General features: G+C 56.3%; 30 protein-coding genes and 1 riboswitch. Of the genes, 21 read left to right on the forward strand and 9 right to left on the reverse strand.

Translation table 11 applies throughout. The features are described 5' to 3' along the window. The first annotated feature begins 63 nt into the window (after nucleotides 1-63). On the forward strand, nucleotides 64-492 hold the full coding sequence (locus Q1B46_RS00610; protein WP_299943470.1) for a peptidylprolyl isomerase: 429 nt from the start codon (nucleotides 64-66) through the stop codon (nucleotides 490-492). Nucleotides 493-751: 259 nt separating this feature from the next. On the opposite strand, the gene Q1B46_RS00615 is transcribed toward Q1B46_RS00610, so the two are convergent. The 3 genes from Q1B46_RS00615 to fabA are packed head-to-tail and all read right to left on the reverse strand — an operon-like array spanning nucleotide 752 to nucleotide 3,318. Next, complete coding sequence (locus tag Q1B46_RS00615) at nucleotides 752-1,543, reverse strand: enoyl-ACP reductase (protein ID WP_299943473.1); 792 nt, start codon at nucleotides 1,541-1,543, stop codon at nucleotides 752-754. Between the two features lie 5 nt (nucleotides 1,544-1,548). Next, complete coding sequence (fabB, locus tag Q1B46_RS00620) at nucleotides 1,549-2,778, reverse strand: beta-ketoacyl-ACP synthase I (protein WP_299667230.1); 1,230 nt, start codon at nucleotides 2,776-2,778, stop codon at nucleotides 1,549-1,551. Nucleotides 2,779-2,808: 30 nt separating this feature from the next. Then, complete coding sequence (gene fabA / locus Q1B46_RS00625) at nucleotides 2,809-3,318, reverse strand: bifunctional 3-hydroxydecanoyl-ACP dehydratase/trans-2-decenoyl-ACP isomerase (RefSeq protein WP_299667233.1); 510 nt, start codon at nucleotides 3,316-3,318, stop codon at nucleotides 2,809-2,811. Between the two features lie 187 nt (nucleotides 3,319-3,505). Between fabA and irrA the strand changes: the two genes are divergently transcribed. Then, nucleotides 3,506-3,922 (forward strand): iron response transcriptional regulator IrrA, encoded by a 417-nt coding sequence (gene irrA, locus Q1B46_RS00630; protein ID WP_299667235.1) that lies wholly within the window; start codon nucleotides 3,506-3,508, stop codon nucleotides 3,920-3,922. 3 nt (nucleotides 3,923-3,925) lie between these two features. Here the strand turns inward: irrA and Q1B46_RS00635 are convergent, their stop codons facing one another. Next, on the reverse strand, nucleotides 3,926-4,822 hold the full coding sequence (locus tag Q1B46_RS00635) for a LysR family transcriptional regulator (protein WP_299943478.1): 897 nt from the start codon (nucleotides 4,820-4,822) through the stop codon (nucleotides 3,926-3,928). Between the two features lie 85 nt (nucleotides 4,823-4,907). On the opposite strand from Q1B46_RS00635, the gene Q1B46_RS00640 reads away from it, so the two are divergent. Beyond that, the gene (locus tag Q1B46_RS00640; RefSeq protein ID WP_299943481.1) at nucleotides 4,908-5,705 is read left to right on the forward strand and encodes a phytanoyl-CoA dioxygenase family protein; all 798 of its coding nucleotides are present in this window, start codon (nucleotides 4,908-4,910) and stop codon (nucleotides 5,703-5,705) included. A gap of 3 nt (nucleotides 5,706-5,708) precedes the next feature. On the opposite strand, the gene Q1B46_RS00645 is transcribed toward Q1B46_RS00640, so the two are convergent. Further along, entirely contained in the window at nucleotides 5,709-6,572 is an 864-nt protein-coding gene (locus Q1B46_RS00645; RefSeq protein WP_299943483.1) for a hypothetical protein, read from the reverse strand. 120 nt (nucleotides 6,573-6,692) lie between these two features. On the opposite strand from Q1B46_RS00645, the gene miaB reads away from it, so the two are divergent. The 10 genes from miaB to Q1B46_RS00695 all read left to right on the forward strand — a co-directional run bounded on the left by miaB (nucleotide 6,693) and on the right by Q1B46_RS00695 (nucleotide 17,233). Further along, a complete protein-coding gene (miaB, locus tag Q1B46_RS00650; RefSeq protein ID WP_299943486.1) occupies nucleotides 6,693-8,012 on the forward strand; it encodes a tRNA (N6-isopentenyl adenosine(37)-C2)-methylthiotransferase MiaB in 1,320 nt (439 codons plus the stop codon). A 163-nt stretch (nucleotides 8,013-8,175) separates the two neighbouring features. Next, on the forward strand, nucleotides 8,176-8,940 hold the full coding sequence (locus Q1B46_RS00655) for an outer membrane beta-barrel protein (protein ID WP_299943489.1): 765 nt from the start codon (nucleotides 8,176-8,178) through the stop codon (nucleotides 8,938-8,940). Between the two features lie 147 nt (nucleotides 8,941-9,087). Beyond that, nucleotides 9,088-10,110 carry a PhoH family protein gene (locus tag Q1B46_RS00660; protein ID WP_299943492.1) on the forward strand — a complete coding sequence of 341 codons (1,023 nt, stop codon included), beginning with the start codon at nucleotides 9,088-9,090 and terminating at the stop codon, nucleotides 10,108-10,110. Between the two features lie 43 nt (nucleotides 10,111-10,153). Continuing rightward, entirely contained in the window at nucleotides 10,154-10,648 is a 495-nt protein-coding gene (gene ybeY / locus Q1B46_RS00665) for an rRNA maturation RNase YbeY (RefSeq protein WP_299943495.1), read from the forward strand. A 36-nt stretch (nucleotides 10,649-10,684) separates the two neighbouring features. After that, nucleotides 10,685-11,569 (forward strand): hemolysin family protein, encoded by an 885-nt coding sequence (locus tag Q1B46_RS00670; protein WP_299667257.1) that lies wholly within the window; start codon nucleotides 10,685-10,687, stop codon nucleotides 11,567-11,569. After that, nucleotides 11,566-13,071, forward strand: coding sequence for an apolipoprotein N-acyltransferase (gene lnt / locus Q1B46_RS00675; protein ID WP_299943497.1), 1,506 nt, complete (start codon nucleotides 11,566-11,568; stop codon nucleotides 13,069-13,071). Before Q1B46_RS00670 ends, lnt begins: the two co-directional genes overlap by 4 nt. A 42-nt stretch (nucleotides 13,072-13,113) precedes the next feature. Further along, nucleotides 13,114-13,162: riboswitch (SAM-SAH riboswitch) on the forward strand. Between the two features lie 5 nt (nucleotides 13,163-13,167). Then, the gene (metK, locus tag Q1B46_RS00680) at nucleotides 13,168-14,349 is read left to right on the forward strand and encodes a methionine adenosyltransferase (RefSeq protein ID WP_299943500.1); all 1,182 of its coding nucleotides are present in this window, start codon (nucleotides 13,168-13,170) and stop codon (nucleotides 14,347-14,349) included. Between the two features lie 123 nt (nucleotides 14,350-14,472). Continuing rightward, on the forward strand, nucleotides 14,473-15,183 hold the full coding sequence (trmB, locus tag Q1B46_RS00685; RefSeq protein ID WP_299943503.1) for a tRNA (guanosine(46)-N7)-methyltransferase TrmB: 711 nt from the start codon (nucleotides 14,473-14,475) through the stop codon (nucleotides 15,181-15,183). 68 nt (nucleotides 15,184-15,251) lie between these two features. Continuing rightward, nucleotides 15,252-16,610 (forward strand): 3-phosphoshikimate 1-carboxyvinyltransferase, encoded by a 1,359-nt coding sequence (gene aroA, locus Q1B46_RS00690; RefSeq protein ID WP_299943506.1) that lies wholly within the window; start codon nucleotides 15,252-15,254, stop codon nucleotides 16,608-16,610. After that, on the forward strand, nucleotides 16,610-17,233 hold the full coding sequence (locus Q1B46_RS00695; protein WP_299943509.1) for a d(CMP) kinase: 624 nt from the start codon (nucleotides 16,610-16,612) through the stop codon (nucleotides 17,231-17,233). Before aroA ends, Q1B46_RS00695 begins: the two co-directional genes overlap by 1 nt. 27 nt (nucleotides 17,234-17,260) lie before the next feature. Here the strand turns inward: Q1B46_RS00695 and Q1B46_RS00700 are convergent, their stop codons facing one another. After that, complete coding sequence (locus tag Q1B46_RS00700; protein WP_299943512.1) at nucleotides 17,261-17,737, reverse strand: YHS domain-containing (seleno)protein; 477 nt, start codon at nucleotides 17,735-17,737, stop codon at nucleotides 17,261-17,263. Between the two features lie 218 nt (nucleotides 17,738-17,955). On the opposite strand from Q1B46_RS00700, the gene Q1B46_RS00705 reads away from it, so the two are divergent. From Q1B46_RS00705 to Q1B46_RS00740, 8 genes are all read left to right on the forward strand, one after another. Further along, nucleotides 17,956-18,492, forward strand: a complete 537-nt coding sequence (locus Q1B46_RS00705; RefSeq protein WP_299943514.1) for a hypothetical protein — start codon at nucleotides 17,956-17,958, stop codon at nucleotides 18,490-18,492. A gap of 143 nt (nucleotides 18,493-18,635) precedes the next feature. Then, on the forward strand, nucleotides 18,636-18,932 hold the full coding sequence (locus tag Q1B46_RS00710; protein ID WP_366871385.1) for a DUF6525 family protein: 297 nt from the start codon (nucleotides 18,636-18,638) through the stop codon (nucleotides 18,930-18,932). A gap of 236 nt (nucleotides 18,933-19,168) precedes the next feature. Further along, nucleotides 19,169-20,845, forward strand: coding sequence for a 30S ribosomal protein S1 (rpsA, locus tag Q1B46_RS00715; protein WP_299943516.1), 1,677 nt, complete (start codon nucleotides 19,169-19,171; stop codon nucleotides 20,843-20,845). A gap of 270 nt (nucleotides 20,846-21,115) precedes the next feature. Beyond that, entirely contained in the window at nucleotides 21,116-21,400 is a 285-nt protein-coding gene (gene ihfB, locus Q1B46_RS00720) for an integration host factor subunit beta (protein WP_050603110.1), read from the forward strand. A gap of 6 nt (nucleotides 21,401-21,406) precedes the next feature. Next, nucleotides 21,407-21,757: a LapA family protein gene (locus Q1B46_RS00725; protein ID WP_299667464.1), complete on the forward strand. Its 351-nt coding sequence runs from the start codon at nucleotides 21,407-21,409 to the stop codon at nucleotides 21,755-21,757. 9 nt (nucleotides 21,758-21,766) lie between these two features. Further along, nucleotides 21,767-22,411 carry a phosphoribosylanthranilate isomerase gene (locus tag Q1B46_RS00730; RefSeq protein WP_299943520.1) on the forward strand — a complete coding sequence of 215 codons (645 nt, stop codon included), beginning with the start codon at nucleotides 21,767-21,769 and terminating at the stop codon, nucleotides 22,409-22,411. A 102-nt stretch (nucleotides 22,412-22,513) separates the two neighbouring features. Next, a complete protein-coding gene (trpB, locus tag Q1B46_RS00735; RefSeq protein ID WP_299943523.1) occupies nucleotides 22,514-23,761 on the forward strand; it encodes a tryptophan synthase subunit beta in 1,248 nt (415 codons plus the stop codon). A gap of 132 nt (nucleotides 23,762-23,893) precedes the next feature. Continuing rightward, nucleotides 23,894-24,445, forward strand: coding sequence for a class I SAM-dependent methyltransferase (locus Q1B46_RS00740; RefSeq protein ID WP_299943526.1), 552 nt, complete (start codon nucleotides 23,894-23,896; stop codon nucleotides 24,443-24,445). 8 nt (nucleotides 24,446-24,453) lie between these two features. Here Q1B46_RS00740 and Q1B46_RS00745 read toward each other — a convergent pair whose 3' ends face one another. The 3 genes from Q1B46_RS00745 to pth form a co-directional block, all read right to left on the reverse strand. Next, entirely contained in the window at nucleotides 24,454-24,822 is a 369-nt protein-coding gene (locus tag Q1B46_RS00745) for a DUF2237 domain-containing protein (RefSeq protein WP_299943529.1), read from the reverse strand. Between the two features lie 9 nt (nucleotides 24,823-24,831). After that, complete coding sequence (locus tag Q1B46_RS00750; RefSeq protein ID WP_299943532.1) at nucleotides 24,832-25,995, reverse strand: serine hydrolase; 1,164 nt, start codon at nucleotides 25,993-25,995, stop codon at nucleotides 24,832-24,834. A 72-nt stretch (nucleotides 25,996-26,067) separates the two neighbouring features. Beyond that, nucleotides 26,068-26,751 (reverse strand): aminoacyl-tRNA hydrolase, encoded by a 684-nt coding sequence (pth, locus tag Q1B46_RS00755; RefSeq protein WP_299943535.1) that lies wholly within the window; start codon nucleotides 26,749-26,751, stop codon nucleotides 26,068-26,070. Nucleotides 26,752-26,839 lie beyond the last annotated feature (88 nt).

Below are 26,839 nucleotides of genomic sequence, written 5' to 3' on the forward strand. Positions count from 1 at the left end.
GTTTACAATGCCGTGTCAGCCTCTAATCTGCGCCGTTTATTTCTTTTCAGGCCGGAGGCCACAATGACCGCGATCAAACAGGGCGACACCGTTCGCATCCACTACACTGGAACCCTGCTGGACGGCAAAGTCTTTGACAGTTCCGAGGGGCGCGATCCGCTTGAGTTTGCGGTTGGCTCAGGTCAGATCATTGCCGGTTTGGATGCAGCACTGCCAGGAATGGAGACTGGAGAGAAAAAGCGCGTCGAGATTGCTTGTGTCGACGCCTATGGACCGGTCAACCCCGGGATGCGGCAGCAAATCCCGCGTGAAGGCATTCCGGATGATATCCCACTAGAGCCGGGTACGCAGTTGCAGATGCAAACTCCTGACGGCCAGGCAATACCAGTGACGGTGGTTGAGGTCGATGAGGCGACGGTGACGATGGACGCAAATCATCCGCTGGCGGGACAGGATCTGATTTTCGATATCGAGATCGTTTCGATCAACTGACCCCGTTTGAATCACTGGCCCGATAGCTGCGTTAATAACGGCTCAACTGCGTTTCGCACAGGTGGTTGAGTCTGAAACACAAAGGCAATCAGCAACAATGTGAGGACCAGCAACAATAGAGTTGCGCGCCTGCTTCCTGACTTGCGTTTGAAAGCTGGTGAGCGTGTGTTGCTCGCGAGGATCTGTTCAAGCTTACTCATATCGCAATCCCTGCAGGGCAAAGATGGTCAAATCTTGGCGTCCGCAGGGAAAGATATGGTCACATCGCCTCGGGTTGGGGCATGCCCAGAATATGATATCCGCCATCGACGCGGATGATCTCGCCCGAGGTGTAGCTGCCAGCGTCGGACGCCAGATAAACAGCCGTGCCGCCAACGGCCTCCAGGGTAGCATTCGAACGCATGGGCGCGTTCTGGTCGCAGAACTTGTAAGTCTTGCGCGCGCCGCCGATTGCGGCCCCGGCCAGTGTTTTCATCGGGCCGGGCGAGATGGCGTTCACGCGAATGCCTTCCGGGCCCAGATCATTGGCCAGATAGCGTGTCGCAGATTCCAGCGCTGCCTTGGCGACACCCATGACATTGTAGTTGGGCACAACCTTGTTCGATCCCTGATAGGTCAGGGTCAACAGCGTTCCGCCATTGTCTTTCATCATCGGATAGGCGCGCCGCGCAACCTCGATGAACGAATAGGCCGACACGTCCAGTGAATGTTTGAAGTTTGCGCGCGTGGTGTTCAGGAACCGGCCTGTCAGTTCGGACTTGTCCGAATAGGCGATGGCATGAACGACAAAATCAATCGTCGGCCAGCGTGCCGCCAACTCGTCAAAAGCACGATCCAGCGAGGCGTCGTCGGTGACATCTGCATCGACCATGAAATCGCTGCCAAGGCTTTGCGCCAGTGGTTCAAGCCGTTTGCCAAATGCCTCGCCCTGATAGGTGAATGCCAGTTCCGCGCCCGCCTCGTGCATGGCCTTGGCGATGCCCCATGCGATCGAACGGTCATTTGCCACGCCCATGATCAGGCCGCGTTTACCCTTGAGATTATCCGACATCTTATTCACCCGTTATACTTCGACAGGATCATGGACCCATTCGTGCCGCCAAAGCCGAAGCTATTGGTCATCACGCTGTCCAAGCCTGCGTTTTCAACTACTTGAGTTGCAATTTCACCGGGCAGGATGCCTTCGGCAAGTGTGTCGACATTGATCGACGGAGTAATGAAATCATGTTCCAGCATCAGCAGGCAGAAGATCGCCTCGAGCGCGCCTGCCGCACCTTGTGCATGGCCGGTCATCGACTTGGTCGATGAAATCGGTGGGACCTGACCTTCACCGAAGATACGGCGCACTGCTTCGACTTCACCGACATCGCCAACCGGGGTCGAGGTGCCATGGGCGTTGATATAGCCGACGTTGCGATCTTCGGGCAGGGTGGACAGCGCCAGACGCATCGCGCGTTCGCCGCCTTCGCCTGACGGCGCCACCATGTCATGCCCGTCCGATGTCGCGGCATAGCCGGTAACCTCGGCATAGATTTTGGCGCCACGCGCAAGTGCATGTTCCAGATCTTCGAGAACCACGATGCCACCGCCGCCAGAAATCACGAACCCATCGCGGTTCTGATCGAATGCGCGCGAGGCTTTGTCGGGCGTGTCATTGTACTTGGACGACATCGCGCCCATTGCGTCAAACAGGCAAGACAGCGTCCAGTCCAGCTCTTCCCCGCCGCCTGCGAACATCACGTCCTGTTTGCCCAGCATGATCTGTTCGGCTGCGTTGCCGATGCAGTGCAGCGAGGTCGAGCAGGCAGAGGTGATCGAATAGTTGATGCCCTTGATCTTGAACGCAGTCGCCAAGTTCGCTGAGATCGTCGAACACATGCATTTTGGCACCGCAAACGGGCCGATCCGCTTGGTTGCGCCAGTTTTCAGCACGGTCTGGTGTGCGGTTAACATGGCGCTGGTCGAAGGTCCGCCCGATCCGGCCACCAGACCGGTGCGAGGGTTGACCACTTGGTCTTCAGACAGTCCGGAATCCGCGATGGCCTGGTTCATCGCGATATGCGCATAGGCAGCACCCGGCCCCATGAAGCGCAGCGAACGCTTGTCTACATGTTCGGCCACATCGATTTTCAGCGATCCGGCGATCTGGCTGCGAAAGCCGTGTTCGACCATCTGGTCATTGGCCACAATGCCGGATTTGCCTGTTTTGAGAGAGGCAAGCACCTCTTCGGCGTTGTTCCCGATCGAGGACACAACCCCCAGACCGGTGACGACTACTCGACGCATGTGCGTTCTCCTTTTTGCGGCCGGTCAGGCTCAGGCGTCTGACAGAACGACCTTCATGTCCTTGACGTCGTATATCAACTCGCCATCGGCTTCGACGATGCCATCTGCCACACCCATGGTCAGGCGACGTGTCTGGATCGCTTTTTTGAAATCGATCTTATAAGTCAGCACTTTCCGGTCTGGGCGCACCATTCCGGTCAGCTTGACCTCTCCGACGCCGACGGCCATGCCGCGCCCTTGCCAGCCGCGCCAGCCGAGGTTGAAGCCGGTCAGTTGCCACAAACCATCCAGGCCAAGGCAGCCGGGCATTATGGGATTGCCGGGGAAATGGCAGTCAAAGAACCAAAGATCGGGCGTGATATCAAATTCAGCCAGCACATGACCCTTGCCATGTTCACCGCCATCGCCCGAGATGTCGGTGATCCGGTCCATCATCAGCATCGGCGGAGCGGGCAACTGCGCATTTCCGGGGCCGAATAGCTCGCCACGGGCGCATTTCAGCAGATCGTCTTTGTCAAAACTGCTCGGGAATTGGGCCATTCTGCCGCCTCTCCTGCCTGGGTCCGTTTATTGCATCTGGCCTCGTCTAGCACCCGTTTGCAAGGTCCTGCAAGACCGGCAGGCCATATCATGTTGTTACAGCGATACTTCTTGCAAATGAAATTCATTTGAAATTGCAGGGCGGGCACACTTATATTAAGGGCAGCTAAACGCAGGTATCGGATTCATGACACCCCAGAGCCGGGACATCGCTACAAATTGGTTGGTTAACGCAGACTTGCGACCAACGCGTCAAAGGGTTGCTTTGGCCGAGCTGCTTGTCGGCGACGGTTTGCATCGCCATGTGACGGCGGAAAGCTTGTTTGAATCTGCCAAAGCCAACGGTGATGCAGTGTCTCTGGCCACCGTTTACAACACCTTGCGCGCGTTCTGTGATGCCGGGGTGTTGCAAGAAATCACGGTCGACGGCTCCAAAAGCTATTTCGACACCAATACGCATGATCACCCGCATTTCTACTGGGAAGATGAAAGCCGCCTGAGCGATGCGCCATCCGATCAATTGGTGATCCAACAATTGCCCGAAGCGCCCGAAGGTGTCGAGATTGCCTCGGTCGATGTGGTGATCCGCCTGCGCAAGAAGTAGTCGCTAGTCTCTTTGTAGTAGCTCAACCAACGCACGTTCGGCTGTCGTTATCATTGGGTCGGTCGGTCCGGTGCCATGACGCGCCAGCACGACGGCTTCGGTCGCTTCCGGGTCGGAAACCGGCAGGCTGACAAGATGTTTCCGATCGTAGCTGTAGCCACTTTCCGGGCTTGCATAGCTAATCCCAACACCTTCACCATGAGCGGCCAGACTGCGCTGAATCTCCAGCGACTCCGCCCGGTGTGAGATCGTGGGATTCAGCGCTTTGCGCCTGAACAGCCCAAGCACATGCTGTGCGGACAGACCCTCTTTGGATAGAATAAGGGGGTATTTCGCAAGCTCTGCCAGGCTCAACTGATCAGCCCTTGCCAGGGGGTGATCAGCAGACAGCAGCGCACGCGGGGTGCTGTCGAACAGCTTTCTACATGAAAAACCGGCGTCCATGCCCAAGTCGTATGTCAGCGCAAAGTCATATTTGCCGTCGATCAGACCGGAAATCAGGCCTTCAAAGGTCTCAACCCCGTGCGTCAGAACAATATCGGGCAGGGCTTCTCGCAAATGATGCAGAGATTGCGCCAGAAGAAATGGTGCCAGATCGATAAAGCATCCAAGCCGTAACCGGCTTTCTCCGGCAACCGGCTGTTTTGAGTCTTCAAGCAGGGCCGCTCGGTTCAACAAAGCTTCGGCCTCTTCGATGAATTTGCGACCTTGAGGGGTCAGCGCCATCGGTGCACCCCGCCTTCGGGAAAAAAGCGGATACCCCAGATGTGATTCGACCCGGGTCAACGCGTTGGACAAAGCCGGTTGCGAGACATTGAGGCGCAGCGCTGCCGCAGACAGGCTGCCATGCCGACCAATGGCACACACATATTCGTATTGCCGCAGTGTAAGGTATAACATGAAGTTAACACTTAGATCGAAAGATATGATTTGAACAGAGGCTTCATTCATGTGCAGATCGGTTGACCAATTCAAGGAGACCAACATGACCCACCCTCTTGTTACACAGGCAATGATCGATGACTATCAAAGAGACGGCGTTGTTCTGGTCAAAGGTTTGTTCGCTGACCACGTCGAAACCCTACGGGCAGGGGTCGCTGCGAACATGGCAGAGCCGGGGCCTTATGCCTCGGAGAACAAGAAAGAGGGTGAAACTGGTCGGTTCTTTGACGACTATTGCAACTGGTCGCGTATCCCGCAATTTCGTGCAGTTGTTGAGGCGTCTCCTGCTGCCGAGGTTGCTGCGGACCTCATGCAGTCGCAATCCGTGCAGATGTTTCACGATCATGTTCTGGTGAAAGAGCCCGGTACATCGATGGCGACGCCATGGCACCAGGACGGACCTTACTACTTTGTCGAGGGTCAGCAGAATATCAGCTTCTGGTCACCGCTGGATTCCGTGAAACAAGCCACGTTGCGTTGCGTCGCCGGCTCGCATCGCTGGGAAAAAGAGGTGTTGCCAACCCGCTGGGTATCAGAAAAGGGGTTTTTTGCGGATGAGGGCCAGTACATGCCGATCCCCGATCCGGATGCCGAAGGAATGACGGTTGTTGAGTTTGAGATGGAGCCGGGTGATGCGGTGGCCTTTAACTATCGCACGCTGCACGGCGCACGCGGTAATACCTCGGACAGCCGACGCCGGGCCTTTTCGCTACGGCTGGTCGGTGACGATGCGCGCTATGTCGAACGTCCGGGCCGCACTTCACCTCCTTTTCCGGGGCATGACATGAAACCGGGGCAGCGCCTGCGCAAAGATTGGTTCCCCGTTCTGTTGCAGCGGTAGGGCCTAGAACCACTGACCCGGTTCGATCAACCCCAGATCCAGCAGTTGGCGCGAATCCCATTCGAATGGCACTGAACGGCTCCAGCAAAAGTCGGAGATATCGAAGGTTGATCCGGCGTTGGACTTCAACGCCTTGGCTGCCCGGAATGAGCAGATCGCAGCGGTCAGGTTATTGTGCCACGGGCAGGCATGAGTGTTGTATTCCGCCTCGTTGAACGTGTGATCCGGCAATAGCATGAGATCGGGTTTTGCTTTGAACAGCGAAATCCGGTCGATGCGGCGGCGTTCATACGGAATGTGATCCTCAAACCGCCAGCGCAGGCCACCGGACATGTCGAGTTGCCGTTCCAGCGGCTTGCCAGACGCATCATGGCGTGTATGGGCGTAATATCCGGTTCTATCCAGCATCGCGTGATCGGGGGCCACGCCATTCGGAAAGGTGGCCAGATCGTTTGCATACAGATCGATCACATGGGTCAGCATTGCCTGACGCCGCTCTTCTGAATGGAAGGCGAGCAGTTCCCCGACCGAGCGTGTCTCGCAGAACGGATAGAACAAATATTCAGCGTTGTAGCAGTAGTAGATCCAAATGCCCTGAGCGGCCTGCATGATCCGGTTGACGGTGTCAAAAACGACGGTTCTGGGCGCACATGTCAGCGTGACCTGATGAACTCTGGCGCTAAGGGCGTCGTCCAATGTGAATTCGGATGGCAGGAACGCGATAACCGATTTGAAGCCTAGTTTCAGATGGTGGTGCAGCGTACCTTCTAATTCGATGTCATCCTCGGCGAAGATCAGCGCCACGGGACCCTTGCTCAGGATCGCTCCTCCGGTTTTCAAGAAGTGGTCGAGGGTTTCGTATTGCATCGTTGGCTTCGTTTCCGCCTTGCTGGAAATTTCCGTCAAATTCGGGTAATTGCGCCAGCATTGCAAGCAGCGTTCGTTCCGTATAGACGACGCCGACCCAGCGACTGCAAAGGCCAACTCATGTCTGAACCAAAAAAGCTGTTTATCAAGACCTATGGCTGTCAGATGAACGTTTATGACAGTGAACGCATGGCTGAGGCGCTGGGCGGGCAGGGCTATGTCGAAACTAAATCGCCTGATGAAGCGGATATGATCCTGCTCAATACCTGCCATATCCGCGAGAAAGCGGCTGAAAAGGTCTATTCCGAACTGGGTCGCTTCAAGGGTCTGAAAGCAGACAAGCCAGATCTGAAAATTGGTGTAGCGGGTTGTGTGGCTCAGGCCGAGGGCGAAGAGATCATGCGCCGCCAGCCGCTGGTTGATCTGGTGGTCGGTCCACAAAGCTATCATCGGTTGCCCGAGATGGAGGCGAAGACGCGCACGGGTGAAAAAGCGCTGGATACCGATTTCCCCGAAGAAGATAAATTCGAGAAGCTCAAGAACCGCCCAAAGGCAAAGCGTGGGCCGACTGCGTTCCTGACCGTGCAGGAAGGGTGTGACAAATTCTGTGCCTTCTGCGTGGTGCCTTATACCCGTGGGGCCGAGGTGAGCCGCCCGGCGGACCGCATTATTCGCGAGGCGCAGGATCTGGTCGAGCGCGGTGTGCGCGAAATCACGCTGCTGGGGCAGAACGTCAACGCCTATCATGGGGCCGGACCAAATGGGGACATGACCCTTGCCGGTCTGATCTGGGAATTGAACAAGGTCGACGGGCTGGAACGCATCCGCTTTACCACGTCGCATCCCAATGACATGGACGATGCGCTGATCGAAGCACATGGCACTTGTGAAAAGCTGATGCCCTATCTGCATCTGCCGGTGCAGTCAGGATCGGACAAAATCCTGAAGCGGATGAACCGCAGCCATACCGCCGAAAGCTATTTGCGTTTGATCGAGCGTATCCGTGCGGCGCGGCCCGATATTCTGATGTCAGGCGATTTCATCGTGGGCTTCCCGGAAGAGACGGAAGAGGATTTTCAGGCCACATTGGATTTGGTGGAAGAGGTTAAGTACGGCTACGCGTACTCCTTTAAGTACTCGACGCGTCCCGGTACGCCTGCGGCAGAACGGCCACAGGTCGAGGCCGAAGTGGCCGATGAGCGTCTGCAGCGCCTACAAGCCATGATCACACGCCATCAGCGAGTGATCCAGGATGCCATGGTTGGTCAAACTGTGAGTGTTTTGTTTGAAAAACCGGGGCGGCAACCAGGCCAGATGGTCGGAAAATCCGAGTATCTTCACGCGGTTCACGTTACTGACGCAGATGTGGCAAGTGGAGATTTACGTAAGGTAAGGGTCAAATCCTCTGGCGCGAACTCGCTGGGTGGGGAATTGATCTGATCCATCGCGCTTGCGCTGTAAGGGTCTATTGCGACTAAATTTAACCCTTGATTTATGACTTGGAACTATGCTCCGACGGAGGCCAGTTGTCTCGGGGCGGGTCTTTGGTATTGCAAGTTTATCGACCCGGAAAGGCAGGCCACTGTGGTGGAGGGTACGAGTAATGAGCAGGATACATTTGCCAAGATCAATGATTTGTCGCGCTTTGACGGCACTGGCATTGTTGTTGTCCTGCGTTACGCCCACTCTGGCTGGGGATGTGACCGGGGATTTCAGCGACCCAGAAGTGATCTCGGCGGACCGTGATGCCAGTGATGTTCGGGCTTTTTATCTGGGTGTAAGCGCTGGTCATGCCTCGGGCGGTTCTGACGAGTTCGGTCTACGTGTCAATGGCGGTACCTTGTTCGGGGCCGGAGAGGTCAGCACCGATGGAAACTTCGCCGGATTCCGGGGGGGCTGGCGTGGTATACTGCCTGCCCGAGGCGGGCGGGACTATGTTTACGGTCTAGAGGTTGGCTATGACTTTGGTACACTCGACGGCAGCACGTCGTCACAGATCGGTGGAACGCTTGTAAGCGGCAGATCTGCAATTTCCGACGTGTTTTCGATACGTCTTCGAAACGGCCTGACCAACCGTAGTCGCAGCGTTTTATACTTCGTGACTGTGGGATACGTGCGCGGGGATATTACGACCTCGGCGTCCTTGACCGATATTGGTGGGACTTCGCGGTTTGAAGAGGTGGATCGACGGCAGGGCTTCTCGGCCAGCTTGGGTGCAGAGCACAAACTGAACGACAATTGGTCGATCACCGGTGAGATCGAATACCTCCAGTTCGAATCAGAAACTGTAGAATTGGGCCCGACATTCAGCACCAAATCGACGCCAAGTTATCGCGGATTGCGGATCGGGTTGAATTATACCTTCTGAAGAAACGGCATCAGATGCCCCATAAACCACACCGACAAGGCCAATCGGCGCTTTTGTCATCCAGTTTGTAAAAAATGAAACTGCGGCTTGCGTCCACCTCGGGATGTTGTCTACGCTCAGGGTGAAACGCCAAGACAGGAGAACGGATTGGCCATCGGTGCCCTGACCCCACCGCAAGATGACATGCCCCAGCGTGAGGTGCTTGTTGAATTTCCAGACAATAGACTGTTGATCGATTTATGTGGCGAATATGACCGCAACCTGACTGACATCGAACAAAAGCTCTCGGTGCAGATCGTGCGCCGCGGCAATCAGCTGGTCGTGCTGGGTGATGATGAATCGCAAAAGCAGGCGATCGAGGTTCTGCAGGCCCTTTACACAAGGCTCGAAGGCGGGCGCGACGTTGAAGCGGCGGATGTTGATCGTGAGCTTCGCATGGGCAATTCCGAAGCCGGAACCGGTACGCGGGAAGGCGACCAACTTGAGATGTTCAGGGGGGGTACGGTCGAAATCAAGACCCGCAAAAAGCTGGTCGAGCCACGCACGGACGCGCAAAAAGCCTATGTTCAGTCGTTGTTCAACAATGAACTGGCCTTTGGTATCGGCCCGGCGGGTACGGGAAAAACCTATCTGGCCGTCGCTGCGGGCGTTTCGATGTTTATTGGCGGTCATGTGGACCGGATCATTCTTAGTCGACCAGCAGTCGAAGCGGGTGAAAAGCTGGGTTATCTGCCTGGCGACATGAAGGATAAGGTCGATCCTTATATGCAGCCGCTTTATGACGCGCTGAATGATTTCTTGCCGGGCAAGCAGCTGGCCAAGCTGATTGAAGAAAAGCGGATCGAGATCGCACCGCTCGCTTTCATGCGCGGTCGCACGCTGGCAAATGCGTTTGTGGTGCTGGATGAGGCGCAGAACGCCACGACCATGCAGATGAAAATGTTCCTGACGCGTCTGGGTGAGGGCAGCCGGATGGTGATCACCGGCGACCGTTCGCAGGTTGACCTGCCGCGTGGTGTGCAATCTGGCCTCAAAGATGCCGAACGGCTGCTGAAGACGATCCCGAATATCAGCTTCAACTACTTCACTTCAAAAGACGTCGTGCGCCATCCGCTTGTCGCCGCCATCATCGAGGCGTATGAGGCCGATGTGGGCCGCGAAACGGGGTGAACCCCCAGGGCTCCGACGGGTATTGGCGCCTTGGATGACCGGCATGAATCTGGAAATAACAATCGAAGATGAACGCTGGCAGGGGCTTGAACCTCTGGCAGGACGCGCGCTTAGCGAAGTTCTGGCCTTCTGCGGCCTGGAGTCCGATCTCTGCGAAATCAGTATATTGGGGTGCGACGATGAGCGGATCGCGGTTTTGAATGCCGAATTCCGCGAGAAACCTTCCCCTACCAACGTACTAAGCTGGCCTGCCGAAGACCTTGCCCCCAATAATCCCGGAGGTAAACCAACGGTGCCCAAGCCTGATTTTACCGGCGAGATCACATTGGGCGACATTGCAATTTCTTATGATACCTGCGCGCGTGAGGCGACCGAGACGGGTAAATCCATAGAGGATCATGTGACCCATTTGATCGTTCATGGTACGTTGCATTTGCTGGGTTACGATCACATTCGTGACCTCGACGCCACTTTGATGGAGCGGGTCGAGATAGAGATACTTGGCAAACTGGGTATAGATGACCCATATAATGTATGACATGGGCACAATTGCCCGATCATTTGGAACAGGATAATGGGCGAAACAGACGGCAGTTCTAGGGCGGCGCATGGCGCGCATTCTCAGAACAGCAGCAATGGCAGCGACGATAGGGGCGGGCTTTTTTCCCGACTTCTCGACGCATTTTCTTCTCAGAGTGATGAGACCGGTCCGTTGAACGGGGCTGAAGTCATGGACACACAGCCAAGGGGCATGATCAATCTGCGCAGAATGCGGGTTGAAGATGTGGCGATACCGACGGCCGAGATCATCTCGGTCCCTTCGATAACACCTAAGGACGAGTTGGCGCAGATTTTCCGCGAGAGTGGTTTGTCGCGAATCCCTGTTTATGAAGGTACCCTCGATACGCCGCTGGGCTTTGTCCATCTCAAGGATTTCGCACTGACCCATGGGTTCAATGGCAACGCGTCTGAGTTCGATTTGAAATCGATGCTAAGGACATTGCTGTTTGTCCCGCCGTCTATGCCGATTGGTGTGCTGCTAACCAAAATGCAGACCGAGCGTCGCCATATGGCATTGGTCATTGACGAATACGGCGGCGTTGACGGGTTGTTGACCATCGAAGACCTGATCGAACAGGTTGTTGGGGAAATCGCCGACGAACATGATGCCGACGAGGATCAACTGTGGATACAGGAAAAACCCGGCTGCTACGTCGTTCAGGCGCGCGTACCGCTTGAGGATTTCGAAGCTGAGATCGGCCGCTCTCTGACCAGCCACGAGGACGTGGATGAAGAAGAGATCGACACTTTGGGCGGTCTGGTTTTCATGCTGTCTGGACGTGTACCGGCACGCGGCGAAGTGGTGTGCCACCCCGAAGGCCCCGAATTCGAAGTCATTGATGCTGACCCACGCCGTATTAAGCGATTGCGCGTGATGTTGCCGGATATCGCTGCATGAATCTTGCCCGAGGGTGGCCCGGTTGGCTGCGGTTCGTATTGGCGGCATTCTTGGGTGTCGTGGCGGCTTGCGGCCTTGCTCCACTTGGGTATTGGCCGGCGACGTTGGTCGCTCTGGTACTGCTGGCTCCGCTGTATTTGTCCTCGGAAACAAGTCGCCGGGCGGCTTTGCTGGGCTGGATGTTTGCCACGGGATATTTCGCTCATGCGTTGAGCTGGATAATTGAGCCTTTCCAGGTCGACGCAGACCGCCACGCATGGATGGCGCCGTTTGCGTTGATCTTCTTATCAGGCGGTTTGGCATTGTTCTGGGCGCTGGCCTTTGGAGTTGCAAAACGCATCGGTGGTTCACCGGTCGTACAGACCGCCCTACTGGCCGTGACGTTGTCTCTGGCCGAATTTGCGAGAGGGTATGTACTGACGGGATTCCCGTGGGCGGGCATCGCGCAGATTTGGGTGGAGACACCATTTGCTCAACTGCTCGCGCTCCTTGGTCCCTTTGGTTTGGGGGCACTGACTCTGGTTTCTACGTTGCCGCTGGGCGCTGCTTTGTTCGACAACCGGGGGGCTCGTGGGCTGGCGGTACCAGTTGCAGTGACTGTGGGGTGTGCCGCATTCGCGCTGATATTTGCTGTCACCCGCCCACCAGTTGAACATACGGGTCATATAGTTCGTCTGACTCAGCCCAATGCCCCGCAGCATCAGAAATGGGACCCTGACTTTGCACCTCTGTTTTTTGCACGTCAACTTGCGTACACAGCAGCCGAGCCTAAACCGGACCTAATAATATGGCCTGAAACCTCCGTGCCAGCGTGGCTAGACAGCGCACAGCCCTATCTTGCGGCGATCGACGGGGCGGCGCAGGGCACACCGGTGTTTCTCGGCATCCAGCGTGCCGCAGGTCAGCAGATTTATAACTCGATGATCTACCTGAATGAGAAAGGCGAGCAGGAGGGCCTGTATGACAAGCACCACCTGGCCCCGTTTGGAGAATATGTGCCATTGGGCGAAGTGATGGCCCGTTTCGGGATCTACGGGATGGCAGCAACAACTGGGAATGGTTTTAGTGCCGGGCCGGGTGCCGCGTTGATGGACGCAGGGCCGCTTGGCAAGGCATTGCCGTTGATCTGTTACGAGGCAGTATTCACGCAGGATGTTCTGGCTGCGCCAGAACGTGCGGATTTTCTTTTGCAGATTACCAATGATGCCTGGTTCGGAACACGGTCCGGCCCGTATCAGCATCTAGCTCAGGCGCAGATGCGCGCAATCGAACAAGGCCTGCCTATGCTGCGTTCGGCCAATACCGGGGTGTCAGCGATGATCGACCCTGTGGGGCGTATCACCGAGTCTCTGGCTTTGGGGCAGGCCGGGTTTATCGATGCTGAATTGCCACTTCCTCAGGCGCCAACGATTTATTCCCGGATCGGGGACAAGCCGGTGCTTTTCTTTCTTTTGACGCTTTTCGCGCTGCTATGGCGCTACACTTGGCAGAGGCAGGCCTAATTTCTGATTGACCCTGCAAATTTGTGGGCGTATTCGGTCGAACGCCCGTCACAACGGCTTCCTGGCGTGATGGGGAAATCTCAATGGAGCATTTTCATGTCCCGACAGAACTACATTTTTACTTCGGAATCCGTTTCCGAAGGGCACCCGGATAAGGTTTGCGACCGAATTTCAGACGCCGTACTTGACGCTTTACTGCGCGAAGAACCCGAGGCACGCGTAGCGTGTGAAACTTTTGCAACGACGGACCGTGTGGTCATTGGCGGCGAAGTGGGGCTATCGGATCAGGAAAAGCTCCACGATTACATGGCCCATATCGATGATATCGCACGGGCCTGCATCAAGGATATCGGGTACGAGCAGGACAAGTTTCACCACGAAACTGTCGAAGTGACCAACCTGCTGCACGAACAGTCGGCCCATATCGCGCAGGGCGTGGATGCGGCTGGTGATAAGGATGAAGGTGCAGGCGATCAGGGCATCATGTTTGGCTATGCCACAACTGAAACACCAGCGCTTATGCCCGCGCCGATCCAGTACTCCCACGCAATTCTTCGGCGACTGGCCGAGGTTCGCAAAAATGGCACCGAACCCGCTTTGGGCCCGGATGCGAAGTCTCAGCTGTCGGTCGTCTATCGTGATGGCAAGCCCGTCGGCGTCAGCTCGATCGTGCTGTCGACCCAGCATCTGGATGAGACGCTGACGTCGGATGATATCCGCGCCATCGTCGAGCCCTACATCCGCGAAACCCTGCCCGACGGTTGGCTGAATGCCGAGACAGACTGGCATGTGAACCCTACTGGCAAGTTCGTCATTGGCGGGCCGGACGGCGATGCGGGTTTGACCGGGCGCAAGATCATCGTGGATACCTACGGGGGTGCGGCGCCACATGGCGGCGGTGCATTCTCGGGGAAAGATCCGACCAAAGTGGACCGTTCGGCTGCTTATGCCGCGCGTTATCTGGCCAAGAATGTCGTTGCTGCAGGTATGGCAGAGCGGTGCACCATTCAGTTGAGCTATGCAATCGGGGTGTCCAAACCGCTGTCGATCTATGCCGACACACACGGTACTGGCCAGATCGCAGATGCGATAATCGAAAAAGCGGTCGGTCAAGTGATGGACCTGACCCCACGCGGCATTCGAGAGCACCTGCAACTGAACAAGCCCATCTATCAGCGCACAGCAGCTTATGGCCATTTTGGACGTGAACCTGATGCGGATGGCGGTTTCAGCTGGGAACGCACAGACTTGATCGATGCTCTGAAACGGGCGGTCTGAGCGTTATTGAAGCAACCCCCTGATCGGGGGTGCTTCATCTGGCACGAATAACTCTAAGGGTGTGGGGGATGGCCCCCACCTCGACCCTTGCCAGAGGCTGGACGTCACAGTATGGGCACGGGCATGAGTAACCAAACCCCACAACGCCCCCGCAGGAACTTTTATGGCCGCTTCAAGGGCAAGGCCCTGAAGCCCAGCCAAAAAACCTACCTGTCGGAAGATCTTGCTGCTCTTTCTCCCGGCGCGGTGGATTGGGACGTAAATCCCGAGCGTACGGATCTGGATCTTCGTTCCCTGTTTGGTGACAAGCCGGTTTGGCTTGAAGTCGGGTTTGGCGGTGGTGAGCATCTGGTGCATCAGGCGCAGCAGAATCCGGATATCGGCATCATCGGGGCTGAACCTTATATCAATGGCGTTGCCATGCTCTTGGGTAAAATCCGTCGTGCAGGGATCGAGAATCTTGCGGTACATCCCGGCGATGCGCGCGACCTGTTCGATGTCCTGCCCGCGGCCAGCATCTCGCGTGCGTTCCTGTTGTATCCTGACCCATGGCCAAAAACCCGTCATCACCGCCGTCGGTTTGTTACGCCCGAACATCTCGAACCATTGGCGCGCGCTTTGAAACCGGGGTCGATTTTCCGCGTTGCGACGGACATACCCGACTATGTGCGACAAACCCTCGAAGAAGTACCACGCGCCGGTTTTGAGTGGTTGGCCGAGCGGCCCGCCGACTGGCAAGAGCCGTGGGACGACTGGATTTCCACCCGTTACGAACAAAAGGCTCTGCGCGAAGGGCGCACGCCGCATTACCTGACCTTCCGCCGCAAGGGCTGATTGCCGCTGGACCAACCGGCCCCAATTCGCTAATCCGCCTTGAACTGATAGCGAAAACAGGAGCCCCCATGTCCGGACACGGCACGCCCATCCCGATGACGTCGCAACCATGTGGCCCGCTGACCGGCACGGCAGAGGTGCCCGGCGACAAGTCGATCTCGCACCGGTCGCTGATCCTGGGTGCGATGGCTGTAGGCGAAACCAGGATTTCGGGCTTGCTTGAAGGTGAGGATGTTATCGATACAGCCAAGGCAATGCGTGCTTTCGGGGCCGAGGTCACGGATCATGGCGGCGGAGAATGGTCTGTGCATGGTGTCGGCGTCGGAGGTTTTGCTGAGCCCGATCAGGTGATCGACTGCGGCAATTCTGGCACCGGTGTGCGCCTGATCATGGGTGCGATGGCCACCTCGCCGATTACAGCAACATTCACAGGCGATGCCAGTCTGAACAAACGGCCGATGGCGCGGGTTACAGACCCTCTGGCCTTGTTCGGCACGCAATCTGTGGGCCGTGATGGCGGGCGTTTGCCGATGACAATCGTTGGTGCGGCTGATCCGGTGCCTGTGCGCTATGAGGTTCCAGTGCCCTCGGCGCAGGTAAAGTCTGCTGTGCTGTTGGCCGGGCTGAACGCACCTGGCAAGACGGTTGTGATTGAGAAAGAGGCCACCCGAGACCATTCCGAGCGGATGCTGGCCGGTTTTGGTGCGGAGATCACGGTTGAAGATACCGATGAAGGCCGGGTGATCACTCTGACCGGGCGCCCCGAGCTGAAACCACAGATCATTGCCGTGCCGCGCGATCCGTCCAGCGCAGCATTTCCGGTTTGCGCCGCGCTGATTACCCCGGGATCAGACGTTTTGATACCGGGCATCGGATTGAACCCAACTCGTGCCGGCCTGTTCGCGACGCTACGCGAGATGGGCGCAGACCTGACATATGAGAACGAGCGCGAAGAGGGCGGCGAGCCGGTCGCCGATCTGCGCGCTAAGTATTCGCCCAACATGAAGGGGATCAAAGTACCGCCAGAACGTGCAGCCTCGATGATTGATGAATACCCGGTGTTGTCCGTTGTGGCCGCCAATGCCACCGGCACAACCATGATGGGCGGCGTCAAAGAGCTGCGTGTCAAGGAAAGCGACCGGATCGATGCGATGGCCCGTGGCCTGCGCGCTAACGGCGTGACTGTCGATGAGGGCGATGACTGGTGGTCGGTCGAAGGCCTCGGCATTGGTGGCGTGGCAGGCGGTGGCACTTGCGAGAGTTTCCTCGATCACCGTATCGCCATGTCTTTCATGGTTATGGGAATGGGGGCGAAAAAAGCGGTTTCTGTCGATGATGGCGGTCCTATCGCCACATCCTTCCCGATCTTTGAGCCGCTTATGACCAGGTTGGGTGCTAAGCTCCTTCGCAACAACCGGCTAGTCTGATGCTCGAGCAGGGGTATACGATCGCGATCGACGGCCCTGCTGCGGCAGGAAAGGGGACAATCTCGAAGGCGGTCGCCACGCATTTTGGGTTTGCCCATTTGGATACTGGATTGTTGTACCGCGCCGTCGGGCGCCGAGTGCTGCAAGGAGAAGAAGCTGTTTCTGCGGCGCAATCGCTAACCGCAGACGAGTTAGAGCCGGGCGATCTGCGCACGGCAGAGATCGCACAGGCTGCCTCGAAAGTTGCCGTTATCCCGGAAGTTCGCAGCGCGCTGCTTGATTTCCAGCGTGCATTTGCCCGACGTGCTGGAGGCGCTGTTCTGGACGGGCGCGACATCGGGACCGTGATTTGCCCGAATGCTGACGTCAAACTGTTTGTCACCGCCAGCCCCGAAGTTCGGGCGGAACGGCGGTATCTGGAGCTTGCAGCCAAGGGTACAGAAATCTCGCGCGATCAGGTTCTGGCGGATGTCAAAGAACGCGACGCACGCGATGCCGAACGCAGCACCGCGCCAATGAAGCCCGCCGATAATGCCGTTTTGCTAGACACCTCAGACCTGAGCATCGATGCCGCACTGGCGCGCGCGATTGAAATCGTCGAACAGAACCTGCCCGGGGCATAAGCGCCGCGGGCAAGCTGGGACTGCGAGTTACAGCTCGCCGACTGCAACGCTTTTGATGTTGGTCCACTGGTCATCTGCGGTTTTTGCAGTACCGGAGGCATCTTTCAAGAAAGCGGCGCGGGTTTCGGCGTTCAGGAACAAAAACAACCGTCCATCTGCAACCAGATATTGATCCGGATCACCGTCAAACTTTTTGCCGACCGAAACACCGAATGAGCAATATCCGCCGTGTTGAGGCAAGTAGGCCGCTGGGTTGGCCTCGAACGCTTCGAGGTTTGCTGCGCTGGTGAAATAGTAGGACGCGCCGTCATAGGTTGCTGTGTGAGTGGCAAAACCTTCGACGGGATTGCCGTTGTTCACCAATGCCACTAGATCGACACCATGTACCGCCAACGGAGCCCCGGCAGCAGAGATGCCTTTTGAGACATTGATTTCGTCTGCCGCAAACGCAGGGGCTGCAAGGGCCAATGTCATGGCAAGGGCGGTTAGTGTTATAGATTTCATCTGAATTTTCCTTTCGTGTTGGATCATGGCCGCCTTGATCGTCGACCGATATACGGAAGCTAGGGAGAGCTTCCTGAACGTGTAATCGCCGATAGATCGGAAAATATTGCAGATCGTACAAAGCCCTGCATGATGTGCGAATATCGTTCACGAGGCTTTGTTTGGTTCGTCAGCGGGGAACACCTTATGGTCGATGGCATATCTGCAGGAGTGGCCACATGATCCGATTAACCCTGTTTCTGTTCTTCGCGGCCACTAGCCTGGTTGCTCAGGAAGCCGAAACTCCGCAACCGGACGCGGAACCTTCGATGACCTACGAACGTTTGGGCAAAATCCTGTTTGCGCTTGATCCCGAGGCGCAACCGCATGGACCCGGGTTTGAACTGACAATTTCGGACGTGCGTGTATTTGTTGTTACCGACACGAATGCCGACCGGATGCGAGTAATGGTTCCAATACGCAGCGCAGCGGGGCTTACCCCGGACGATTTACAGCGGATGATGCAGGCCAATTTCGACACCGCTTTGGATGCCCGCTATGCAATTGCAAATGGAACGCTTTGGGCTGCATTCCTTCATCCGCTTTCGTTGTTGGAAAGGGATCAATTGATCTCTGGTGTGGCGCAGACGGTGAATATCGCCAAGACCTATGGAACGCTCTATTCCAGTGGTGGTGCTCAGTTTGGTGGGGGTGATAGTGGCGATCTGCAGCAGGAGTTATTCGAGGAACTGTTGAAAAAGGGCGAGGAAATCTGATTTTCTCGCAATCGTGGTCAAAGAACGTCTTGCTATCCACAAAATGTTATATGATATCGTAACGTGAAATGGAGAGTTGGAGATATTGCGTGTCTACAGGTCGTGTTTTGAAAATCGGCGTGGTTCCTGCTTCTACTGGCAAAGTGCGTAATTGCAGGTCAGGCCGGAATTTGCGGACCAACCTTAAGCGACGCAAGCGTCAAGGCTCTCCGATGCGGGATTATGACGCGCTGCCGCAAGGTCTTAGGCGATGGCTGGCGTCGGCCTGTTTGCCGTGGAGCCCGGCCTCGGCGCTCAAAATCTGGGAACAAGCGGGTGGCTCAGTAGACCCAGCGGCGGCTGTCCTCAGACTTGACGAAGTCGAGCGTTCGATGTTGCGGCAAGATGCGGTGATCTGGAAGACACTGGGTGAGCAACCTCGCGCTGATCCAGTCGCATAGGCCAGCGTTTATGGGCTTTTCCCTTGCACAAGGTTTGAAATCCGCATATATGCGCGCTGTCTGAATAAGGGCGGTCAACGTCCGGATGACGTATCTGAGCAGGGCCGGGTTACCTCGGCCCTTTGTGTTTGTGTAGTCAGATGCGCCCCGGGTCACGCCCGAAGACGTCATGAAACAAGACCGGCGGAGACAACCGCTCGGCCAGTAAAAACGTATGTAAAGGAAAACACTGCCAGATGGCTGATACAACCATGGAGGAATTCGAAGCCCTCCTGAACGAAAGCTTCGAAATGGACACGCCCGAAGAGGGTTCTGTTGTCAAAGGCAAGGTTCTCGCAATTGAAGCGGGCCAGGCCATCATCGACGTCGGCTACAAAATGGAAGGCCGCGTTGATCTGAAAGAATTCGCGAATCCCGGCGAAGCTCCTGAAATCGCTGTTGGTGACGAGGTAGAAGTTTACCTGCGCGCCGCAGAGAACGCCCGTGGCGAAGCCGTCATCTCACGCGAGATGGCCCGCCGTGAAGAGGCATGGGACCGTCTGGAAAAAGCATACGCAGACGACCAGCGCGTCGAAGGTGCAATCTTTGGCCGCGTCAAAGGTGGCTTCACCGTCGATCTGGGTGGCGCAGTTGCGTTCCTGCCCGGCTCGCAGGTTGATGTACGCCCCGTGCGCGACGCTGGCCCGCTGATGGGTCTGAAGCAGCCGTTCCAGATTCTGAAAATGGACCGCCGCCGTGGCAACATCGTTGTCTCGCGTCGTGCAATCCTGGAAGAATCACGTGCCGAACAGCGCGCCGAAGTCATCGGCAACCTGACCGAAGGTCAGACCGTCGAAGGCGTGGTCAAGAACATCACCGAATACGGTGCGTTTGTTGACCTGGGCGGTGTTGACGGCCTGCTGCACGTCACCGACATGGCATGGCGCCGTGTGAACCACCCATCCGAGATCCTGACGATCGGTGAGACCATCAACGTTCAGGTCATCAAGATCAACAAGGAAACCCACCGCATCAGCCTGGGCATGAAGCAGTTGCAGGAAGATCCGTGGGATCTGGTTGCTGCGAAATACCCGCTCAGCTCTGTCCATCAGGGTCGCGTCACCAACATCACCGACTACGGCGCGTTCGTCGAGCTGGAAGCCGGTGTCGAAGGTCTGGTGCACGTATCCGAGATGTCCTGGACCAAGAAAAACGTCCACCCCGGCAAAATCGTTTCGACCAGCCAGGAAGTCGACGTCATGGTTCTGGAAATCGACAGCGCCAAGCGTCGCGTGTCTCTGGGCCTGAAGCAGACCATGCGCAACCCATGGGAAGTGTTTGCAGAAACACACCCCGAGGGCACCGAGGTCGAAGGCGAAGTCAAGAACATCACCGAGTTTGGTCTGTTCATTGGCCTCGAAGGCGACATCGACGGCATGGTTCACCTGTCCGACCTGTCTTGGGACGAGCGTGGCGAAGACGCCATCCAGAGCTACCACAAAAACGACGTGGTGCAGGCTGTCGTCTCGGAAGTGGATGTCGAGAAAGAGCGTATCTCGCTGTCGATCAAAGCCTTGGGCGGTGACAAGTTCGCCGAAGCCGTGGGCGGCGTGAAGCGTGGCTCGATCATCACCGTTGAAGTGACTGCGATCGAAGATGGCGGCATCGAAGTGGTGTATGAGGGTATGAAGTCCTTTATCCGCCGCTCCGACCTGTCGCGTGACCGTGCCGAACAGCGCCCTGAGCGTTTCTCGGTCGGCAATAAGGTCGACGTCCGTGTCACCAATGTCGACAGCAAGACCCGCCGTCTGGGCCTGTCGATCAAGGCACGCGAAATCGCCGAAGAGAAAGAGGCCGTGGAACAGTACGGTTCGTCGGACTCGGGTGCATCGCTGGGCGATATCCTGGGTGCAGCGCTGAAGTCGGGCGACTGATCTAAGGCGACAGTCTGAACAAGAATTTCGGCCCCGCGCACCCGCGCGGGGCCGTTTTTGTTGCGAATCAATATCTTCCAAATAGTCGGCTTAATTCGTCTATCGTTCGCGCATGAAGTGTGGAAAACCGGTCTGCAGGCAAAAATTCGCGTGAGATTGCCCTAAAATGCCACCTTTGATCGCAGAGTATGCGTTCCCCCGATCCGGGTTTTTTCCTATACTGTCAGAACAATAGGCTTGTCACATCGTCCGCCTGGGAGGGTATTGCGAATGATCCGTTCAGAACTGATTCAAAAAATTGCCGACGAAAACCCGCATCTCTATCAACGCGACGTCGAGCGGATCGTGAATACCGTCTTCGAAGAAGTCACCGACGCGATGGCACGCGGCGACCGTGTGGAACTGCGCGGGTTTGGCGCGTTTTCCGTGAAGAAGCGCGATGCCCGTGTGGGTCGCAATCCCCGCACTGGCGAGACCGTACAGGTCGAGGAAAAATGTGTTCCGTTTTTTAAGACTGGCAAGTTGCTAAGGGACCGTTTGAACGGTAAAGCGTAACCCATGATGCGCTACATCCGTTATGCCTTTCTCGCAGCCTTGGGGATCATTTTGGTCTCGGTCTCTCTGGCCAATCGTCAGATGGTTGAACTGAAGCTCATGCCGGATGCTCTGGCAGAGTTGCTTGGCTTTAACTTTTCCGCATCACTGCCTTTGTTTTTGGTGGTTCTTGGCGGGGTGGTTGCCGGATTGGTTATCGGCTTCTTGTGGGAGTGGCTGCGCGAGCATAAGCACCGCAAAGATGCGACGGTGAAGCACAGCGAAGTGCGCAAGCTTGAGCGCGAAGTTAAAAAGCTCAAGAAAAATCAGAATGAAGGTCAGGATGATGTGCTCGCTCTGCTCGACGAGGCAAGCTGAGACCCTGTCATGCCCTCTGATATTCGCGTCAAAATCTGCGGCCTGACCGCCCCCGATAATGTGCGCGCGGCGGTCGATGCAGGTGCGCAATATCTTGGCTTCAATTTCTTTGTTAAATCGCCGCGCTATGTATCTGCGGAACAGGCGGCTACGTTGGCGCAACTGGTACCCGCCGGAGTGGCCAAAGTTGCGTTGGTCGTGAATGCGTCGAATGAACTGCTGGACCAGATCACCGAAACAGCACCTTTTGATATGTTGCAATTGCACGGCAGCGAAAGTGTCGATCGGGTGTCGGAAATCAAAACACGCTATGGATTGCCGGTGATGAAGGTTGTTGGTGTGGCAGACGCAGAAGATCTGGCTGCGATCGATCTTTTCAGTGACGTCGCCGATCAGATTTTGATTGATGCCAAGCCTCCCAAGAATGCGATCCTACCTGGTGGCAACGGATTGGCATTCGATTGGCGTCTGTTGGCCGGACGCAAATATTGGCGCAAGCCCTGGATGCTGGCAGGTGGTTTAAAGCCGGAAAATGTTGCCGAAGCGATCCGTACCACCGGGGCACAGCAAGTGGATGTTGCCTCGGGCGTTGAAAGTGCCCCTGGTATCAAGGATGAGGCATTGATCAGGGCCTTTATCGAAGAAACCCGGTGATCGGGCCTTTGCCGTAGGCCGTGGGTTCAAAAGGCGCGTTTTGCCATGGCAAATCCTGCCGTCACCTCCTATGAACAACGGATACGACGAGTGGAGACACCCATGGCCAACGATCTTTTCAATTCCTTCATGTCCGGCCCGGATGAGCAAGGCCGTTTCGGCATCTTCGGCGGGCGGTTCGTCAGCGAGACGCTGATGCCCCTGATCCTGTCGCTGGAAGAGGAATATGATAGGGCCAAGGATGATCCGACCTTCTGGGCGGAGATGGAAGATCTGTGGACGAACTACGTAGGTCGCCCTTCACCGCTGTATTATGCAGAGCGCCTGACCGAGCATCTGGGCGGCGCAAAGATCTACCTCAAGCGGGACGAGTTGAACCATACCGGTGCGCACAAGATCAACAATGTTCTCGGCCAGATCATCCTGGCCCGCCGCATGGGAAAGACCCGCATCATTGCCGAAACCGGGGCAGGGCAGCACGGTGTGGCCACCGCAACTGTCTGTGCCAAATTCGGCCTGAAATGCATCGTCTATATGGGTGCCCATGACGTACAGCGTCAGGCTCCGAACGTGTTCCGCATGCGTTTGCTGGGGGCCGAAGTGATCCCAGTGACGAGCGGTAGAGGCACGCTGAAAGATGCGATGAACGACGCGTTGCGTGACTGGGTGACCAATGTGCGCGATACGTTCTATTGCATTGGTACCGTGGCAGGGCCGCATCCCTATCCGGCAATGGTCCGCGACTTCCAGTCGATCATCGGCAAAGAAGCCAAAGAGCAGATGATGAAGGCCGAGGGTCGTTTGCCTGACACCATCATCGCGGCCATTGGCGGTGGTTCGAACGCAATGGGCCTGTTCTACCCGTTCCTCGACGACAAGTCGGTCAACATCATCGGTGTTGAAGCTGGTGGTAAAGGCGTGAACGAGAAGATGGAGCATTGCGCCTCGTTAACCGGTGGTCGACCGGGCGTACTGCATGGCAATCGCACCTACTTGCTGCAAGATGATGACGGGCAAATTCTGGAAGGGTACTCGATTTCAGCCGGATTGGATTACCCCGGAATCGGGCCTGAACATTCGTGGCTGCACGAAATTGGCCGCGCAAAGTATGTCTCGATCACAGATAAAGAGGCACTAGAAGCCTTCCAGCTGTGCTGTGCCACTGAAGGGATTATCCCTGCGCTGGAGCCCTGCCACGCATTGGCCCATGTGATGAAAATTGCGCCAGACTTGCCCAAAGATCACCTGATCTGCATGAATATGTGTGGGCGCGGGGACAAGGATGTTCAGACTGTCGCAAAGTATCTGAATTTCGATATGTCCGACACCGAAGGTCGCGCCGCAGACTGATCAGACCAAACGGGCTTTGCGCCTTTGTGGAACTATGCCAGTTTGCAAGGCATGTGCAGCGCATCCTCAAAGGCCGCGTCAGAGAGGCTTGACCAGAAATACGATCAGGCCGCCCCGGGCTGGGCGGACAAAATGCGGCTGCTTGGTTATTTTGATGCCTACCTGGGATTTCTGTCATCGGACCTGCAGGTGGGGCTGGGCAAGAATGCGCTGGACATCGGATGCGGGACCGGTGCTTTTGCCGAAGCACGTGCTGTTGTGCAGCCCGACGGGCAGATTACCTTGCTAGAGCCATCAGCCCGGATGCTGCAGTTGGCGCGTTCTGCGTTACAGAGGCGCGGTTCTGATCCTGTGCCGGTGCAATCCCGTTTGGAGGAATTCCAGCCAGACGCTCCATTCGACTGTCTTCTGGCCGCACATGTGCTTGAACATTGCTTGGACCCTGTTGCGGCGTTGCGTCGAATGCGTGAACTGGTTGAGCCGGGCACTTCGCTTTGGCTGGTGGTGAGCAAACCGCATTGGTGCAATGCGATCATATGGTTCCAGTGGCGCCACCGAACCTATCGACCTGAGGTGGTGGCAGATTTTCTGGCACACGCGGGATGGGACCTACAAGCGCAACATAGTTTTCCGACCGGGCCACCTTCACGTACGTCCCGAGGGTATCGGGCCGTTGCAATTTAGCTTCGATTCTAGGCTTGTTGGGCCTTCAGAATTCGCAATGGAACGATATCCAAGGCCACCTGGTGCGTGGCTTCAAGACGAACCATGGGGGCGCAACCCTCATCATAAGCTTGCAGGAAGCGTGATGCGCAAAGACACCAGCTATCCCCGGGTTTGAGGCCGGGGAAATCGAATTCGGGCCTTGGGGTGCTCAGATCATTGCCTACATATTTTGAATAGGCCAGAAACTCGGCCGTCATGACCGCGCAAACCGTATGACTGCCCTGATCTTCAGGGCAGGTATTGCACGCACTATCCCGGAAAAACCCTGTCAGTGGGTTGTGAGAGCAGGAGGCCAGCACGCCGCCCAACACATTGATGCTGTCTTGCTTTTGCATGGCAGTATCCTACAGGCTTTGCGCGATTTTGCGGAACATTTCTACATTCTGTTCGTTGACGCCGGGATCGCGGAATTGTCTGTCGGCACCTGTGGTCACAAGCAGAACGCCGCGTGGCTGATCGAAATATATGTATTGGCCATAGACGCCCCGCGCCAGGAACTCGCCTTCGTGCGCCCCAACCGGAATCCACCATTGATACCCGTAGCCCGTTTTGCCGGGCTCGGTCGGTGCGCTAGGCCAGGTCGACGCGCTGATCCAATCGGCAGGCACCACCTGCTTTCCATCACGCGCACCGTTCTGCAGAATCAATTGACCAAAGCGCGCAAAGTCCCGCGTTGTGAAATTAAGCCCCCCCAACACAAAGGCCACGCCGGCACCGTCCGTGATGTAGTACCCATTCCGCTCCAGCCCCAGAGGTTTGATGATCTTCTGAGTCAGGAGTTCCGCAACGCTTTGTCCTGTCGCACCCCGAATGACCATCCCGATCACATGGGTATCAATTGACACATATTGCCATGCCTCACCCGGTGCGACGAAACTATCCTGCAAAGAGGCGGCAAAGTCATCCAATTCACCCCCCAACGCCACGACCCGCCCCATCCGGTTGATGTCTGAGTTGTAGTCCAGATAATCTTCGTCAAACGTGACGCCGCTGGCCATATTCAGCACATTGCGTATCGTCGCGGCCTCATAGGCGCTGCCCTTCAGTTCTGGAGCGTACTTTATGACCGTATCATCCAATGATGAAATTACGCCTTCGTCCATCAAAACACCGAACAGGGCCGACAAATAGCTTTTGGCAACAGACCACGAGATCCTCCGGTCGTCGGGTCCGGTTCCCAGATAATACTCTTCGAACCGAATTTCTCCGTCTTGCATCACCAGCAAAGAAGTTACAGCGCGATCTTCGATCCACCGGTCAATCCCCGGTGGCAAATCAAACCCGGGACCATAGGGCAGTTCCCATGTCGGGCCGTCACCGCGTGGTAGATTGACGGTCAGAAACGCGTCGTCCATGTGCGAAAAGTTGTGCACGATCTTCTCTTCTGAAAACAAAGAGTTCACGGCCATCAGGCGTTGGATTTCTTCGCGTTTCCAGAAGCCGACGACAAGCGCCGCCAATGCCAGCGTCAACACTATACGCAGCATCCATTTGAGCATAGTTCTCATACGACGCCTCCTTTTGTCGCTGGTATTGGACCTAGGTCCGGCACATTGTGCAATTGCTACGTTGCGGAATGCTTATTTGAATTTATCCAGTAACCTCTGCATGGCCGAGCGCTCATCCGGTGCAGTATTCGTTTCTACAGGGGCTTTGAGATGCGCTTCAGATTTGGGCGGCTGTTTCGACGACCGGGACGGAACTGTGCGCAAAGCAACCGCATTCATGAATTTCCCGCTCTCATCATCAGCAAGATGATGAGCGCCGTCCGAAACTCCGCGCAGAACGTCATCCAGCCAATCAGCATCAGCCTTCGCAAAATCACTTAGAACATAGGGTGAGACCATTTCTTTCCGGCCCGGATGCCCGATCCCCAGGCGCACACGATCATAGGCCGGGCTGATATGTTCGTGGATAGACCGCAGCCCATTGTGGCCTGCGTGGCCACCACCGGCCTTTGCGCGTACTTTTCCTGGGGCCAGATCCAGCTCATCATGGAATACAGTCACATCAGTCGAGTCGAGCTTGTAGAACCTCATCGCCTCACCGACCGACTGTCCTGACCGGTTCATGAAGGTTTGCGGCTTGAGCAGAAGAACTTTCCGGCCACCCAGACGACCTTCGGCAATTTCTGCCTGAAACTTGGATTTCCATGGACCAAACCCGTGATCTTGTGCAATCCGCTCCAGCGCCATGAAGCCGATATTGTGCCGGTTGCGGGCGTATTTTGATCCCGGATTCCCTAACCCGACAAACAGTTTCATCGCTGTGCCCTTCGCTGTTCCGCATGGTGCCCTAGTTGCACAGATTGGCTGAGGTTTGCCAGCCCTGTACAGTCAAAAGAAAAACGGG

Origin of the sequence: uncultured Ruegeria sp. (assembly GCF_947500045.1) — a bacterium.
In the GTDB taxonomy this organism is placed as follows: Bacteria; Pseudomonadota; Alphaproteobacteria; order Rhodobacterales; family Rhodobacteraceae; genus Ruegeria.

Bases quoted from the DNA above. Each gene is read 5' to 3' on its own strand.
- Q1B46_RS00615 (WP_299943473.1), bottom strand. From the start codon at position 1,543: ATGTCGGATAATCTCAAGGGTAAACGCGGCCTGATCATGGGCGTGGCA.
- Q1B46_RS00750 (WP_299943532.1), bottom strand. From the start codon at position 25,995: ATGAGAACTATGCTCAAATGGATGCTGCGTATAGTGTTGACGCTGGCA.
- pth (WP_299943535.1), bottom strand. From the start codon at position 26,751: ATGAAACTGTTTGTCGGGTTAGGGAATCCGGGATCAAAATACGCCCGC.
- miaB (WP_299943486.1), top strand. From the start codon at position 6,693: ATGTCTGAACCAAAAAAGCTGTTTATCAAGACCTATGGCTGTCAGATG.
- ihfB (WP_050603110.1), top strand. From the start codon at position 21,116: ATGATCCGTTCAGAACTGATTCAAAAAATTGCCGACGAAAACCCGCAT.
- Q1B46_RS00700 (WP_299943512.1), bottom strand. From the start codon at position 17,737: ATGAAATCTATAACACTAACCGCCCTTGCCATGACATTGGCCCTTGCA.
- ybeY (WP_299943495.1), top strand. From the start codon at position 10,154: ATGAATCTGGAAATAACAATCGAAGATGAACGCTGGCAGGGGCTTGAA.
- fabA (WP_299667233.1), bottom strand. From the start codon at position 3,318: ATGGCCCAATTCCCGAGCAGTTTTGACAAAGACGATCTGCTGAAATGC.
- Q1B46_RS00645 (WP_299943483.1), bottom strand. From the start codon at position 6,572: ATGCAATACGAAACCCTCGACCACTTCTTGAAAACCGGAGGAGCGATC.
- aroA (WP_299943506.1), top strand. From the start codon at position 15,252: ATGTCCGGACACGGCACGCCCATCCCGATGACGTCGCAACCATGTGGC.
- rpsA (WP_299943516.1), top strand. From the start codon at position 19,169: ATGGCTGATACAACCATGGAGGAATTCGAAGCCCTCCTGAACGAAAGC.
- irrA (WP_299667235.1), top strand. From the start codon at position 3,506: ATGACACCCCAGAGCCGGGACATCGCTACAAATTGGTTGGTTAACGCA.
- trpB (WP_299943523.1), top strand. From the start codon at position 22,514: ATGGCCAACGATCTTTTCAATTCCTTCATGTCCGGCCCGGATGAGCAA.
- Q1B46_RS00655 (WP_299943489.1), top strand. From the start codon at position 8,176: ATGAGCAGGATACATTTGCCAAGATCAATGATTTGTCGCGCTTTGACG.
- lnt (WP_299943497.1), top strand. From the start codon at position 11,566: ATGAATCTTGCCCGAGGGTGGCCCGGTTGGCTGCGGTTCGTATTGGCG.
- Q1B46_RS00670 (WP_299667257.1), top strand. From the start codon at position 10,685: ATGGGCGAAACAGACGGCAGTTCTAGGGCGGCGCATGGCGCGCATTCT.
- trmB (WP_299943503.1), top strand. From the start codon at position 14,473: ATGAGTAACCAAACCCCACAACGCCCCCGCAGGAACTTTTATGGCCGC.
- Q1B46_RS00635 (WP_299943478.1), bottom strand. From the start codon at position 4,822: ATGTTATACCTTACACTGCGGCAATACGAATATGTGTGTGCCATTGGT.
- Q1B46_RS00730 (WP_299943520.1), top strand. From the start codon at position 21,767: ATGCCCTCTGATATTCGCGTCAAAATCTGCGGCCTGACCGCCCCCGAT.
- Q1B46_RS00745 (WP_299943529.1), bottom strand. From the start codon at position 24,822: ATGCAAAAGCAAGACAGCATCAATGTGTTGGGCGGCGTGCTGGCCTCC.
- Q1B46_RS00610 (WP_299943470.1), top strand. From the start codon at position 64: ATGACCGCGATCAAACAGGGCGACACCGTTCGCATCCACTACACTGGA.
- Q1B46_RS00640 (WP_299943481.1), top strand. From the start codon at position 4,908: ATGACCCACCCTCTTGTTACACAGGCAATGATCGATGACTATCAAAGA.
- Q1B46_RS00705 (WP_299943514.1), top strand. From the start codon at position 17,956: ATGATCCGATTAACCCTGTTTCTGTTCTTCGCGGCCACTAGCCTGGTT.
- Q1B46_RS00695 (WP_299943509.1), top strand. From the start codon at position 16,610: ATGCTCGAGCAGGGGTATACGATCGCGATCGACGGCCCTGCTGCGGCA.
- fabB (WP_299667230.1), bottom strand. From the start codon at position 2,778: ATGCGTCGAGTAGTCGTCACCGGTCTGGGGGTTGTGTCCTCGATCGGG.
- Q1B46_RS00740 (WP_299943526.1), top strand. From the start codon at position 23,894: ATGCGGCTGCTTGGTTATTTTGATGCCTACCTGGGATTTCTGTCATCG.
- metK (WP_299943500.1), top strand. From the start codon at position 13,168: ATGTCCCGACAGAACTACATTTTTACTTCGGAATCCGTTTCCGAAGGG.
- Q1B46_RS00725 (WP_299667464.1), top strand. From the start codon at position 21,407: ATGCGCTACATCCGTTATGCCTTTCTCGCAGCCTTGGGGATCATTTTG.